A 2,283-nucleotide genomic window follows, 5' to 3' on the forward strand; every position below is an offset into this window, starting at 1 on the left:
GTCGCGGCCCGCGTCCGCGCCGAGATGACCGGCGCGGCCGTCACCCCGGCGGGCGCTTCCGCGGTCGCCCCGGTGGAGACCCCCGCGGGCACCGCGGTGCTGCCTGCCCCGGCGGACACCGGGGCGGGCACCGGACCCGGCGAGCCGGTGGTGCCACACCCGGTCGCGCACGCGCCGGTGGGCGTCATCGAGTCGGTCCGCCGGCACGGGAACGGGGACGGGGATGGGGACGGGGATGGGGACGGGAACCCCCGCGACCGGGTGGCCCTCGGCGTCGCGGTACCGCTGGGGCGGCTGACCTCGGCGCAGGCGGAGCTGCTGGCCGCACTGGCCGCCGAGGTACGGCTCACCCCGTGGCGGGGAGCGGTCGTGCCCGGTCTGACCCGCGCGGAGGCGACGGAGGCGGCCGCCCGGCTGGCGGACGCCGGGCTGGTCACGGACCCGGGCTCGCCGTGGACCGGCGTGAGCGCCTGCACCGGACGGCCGGGCTGCGCCAAGTCCCTCGCCGACGTCCAGGCCGACGCGGCCGCCGTCATCGGTCTCGGAGCAGCGGACCCCGCCTCGCGTTCGATGAGATCGCCTCGCACCGGTACGCTCCCCGTGCACTGGGCGGGCTGCGAGCGCCGCTGCGGCCGTCCGGCCGGGCGGGTCGTGGACGTCGTCGCGACCGGCGACGGCTACCGGGTGGACACGGGCGGGCAGAGCCTGACCTGTACGGACATCAGACGGACCGCGGCCGCGGTGGCGGCCGCCAGATGCGCGGACATCGGACAGACCGCGGCCGCGGTGGCGGCCGCCGGAGGGGAAACGTGATCGACTACGTCCGCGACGGCGCGGAGATCTACCGCCGTTCCTTCGCCACCATCCGTGCCGAGGCCGAGCTGGGCGGATTGCCCGAGGACGTCGCGCGGGTGGCGGTCCGCATGATCCACGCCTGCGGCATGGTCGACCTGGTCGCCGATCTCGGCTGGTCCCCCGGCGTCGTGGCCTCGGCCCGGGCCGCGCTGCAGGCCGGGGCCCCGGTGCTGTGCGACGCGATGATGGTCGCCTCCGGGGTGACCCGCCGCCGCCTCCCGGCCGGCAACGACGTCGTCTGCACCCTCGGCGACCCCCGGGTGCCGGAGCTCGCCGAACGCCTGGGCACCACCCGCAGCGCCGCCGCGCTGGAGCTCTGGCGCGACCGGCTGGAGGGCTCCGTGGTCGCGGTGGGCAACGCGCCCACCGCGCTGTTCCGGCTGCTGGAGATGGTCGAGGAGGGCGCGGGGCGGCCCGCGGCCGTGCTCGGGGTCCCCGTCGGCTTCATCGGCGCCGCCGAGTCCAAGCAGGCCCTCGCCGGACACCCGGCGGGCCTGCCGTACCTGGTCGTGCACGGCCGCAGAGGCGGCAGCGCGATGGCCGCCGCCGCCGTCAACGCCATCGCCAGCGAGGAGGAGTGAGCGCCATGACCGACGACCCGACTGACCCGACCGGCGCGGCCGCGGGGCACCACGGGCGCACCGGGCACGACGGGCCCGCCGCGGGACGGCTCTGGGGGGTGGGGCTGGGGCCGGGTGACCCGGAGCTGGTGACCGTCAAGGCCGCCCGCCTGCTCGGCGCGGCGGACGTGATCGCCTACCACAGCGCCCGGCACGGCCGGAGCATCGCCCGCTCGGTCGCCGCGCCGTACCTGCGGGAGGGCCAGATCGAGGAGGCCCTCATCTACCCGCTCACCACGGAGACGACCGACCATCCGGGCGGCTACCAAGGGGCGATCGACGACTTCTACGCCGCGTGCGCGCTCCGGCTGGCCGCGCACCTGGACGCGGGGCGCGACGTGGTGGTGCTGTGCGAGGGCGACCCGCTCTTCTACGGCTCCTACATGCACATGCACAAGCGTCTGGCTCACCGCTACACCACCGAGGTCGTCCCGGGCGTCACCTCGGTGAGCGGGGCGGCGGCGGTCCTCGGCCGGCCGCTGGTGGAGCGCGACGAGACGCTGACGGTGCTGCCCGGGACGCTGCCCGCCGAGGTGCTGGCCGAGCGGCTCGCGACCGCCGACTCCGCCGCGGTGCTCAAGCTGGGCCGGACGTTCACCAAGGTCCGCGACGCGCTGGAGAAGGCGGGCCGTCTGGAGGAGGCCTGGTACGTGGAGCGCGCCACCACCGGCGGGCAGCGCCTGGCCCCGCTGGCGGAGGTCGACCCGGGCAGCGTGCCGTACTTCTCCCTGGCCCTGATCCCCAGCCCGGCGAACGCCGGACCGGTCGCCGCCGCGGATCCGGCCCGTGCGGCGGAGGGCACGGGCGC

General features: G+C 77.2%; 2 protein-coding genes and 1 pseudogene. All 3 read left to right on the top strand.

Translation table 11 applies throughout. From position 1 onward, the window contains the following. Positions 1-813 (top strand): annotated as a pseudogene (locus tag ACWJ6R_RS34865) (hypothetical protein); the annotation flags it as partial. Further along, positions 756-1,436, top strand: a complete 681-nt coding sequence (locus tag ACWJ6R_RS34870; RefSeq protein ID WP_449066292.1) for a precorrin-8X methylmutase — start codon at positions 756-758, stop codon at positions 1,434-1,436. The pseudogene ACWJ6R_RS34865 and the gene ACWJ6R_RS34870, both read left to right, overlap by 58 nt. A gap of 5 nt (positions 1,437-1,441) precedes the next feature. Further along, positions 1,442-2,283, top strand: an 842-nt coding sequence (locus tag ACWJ6R_RS34875) for a precorrin-2 C(20)-methyltransferase (protein WP_449066293.1), incomplete at its 3' end; no start/stop codon positions are given.

It is taken from the genome of Planomonospora algeriensis (assembly GCF_977012225.1).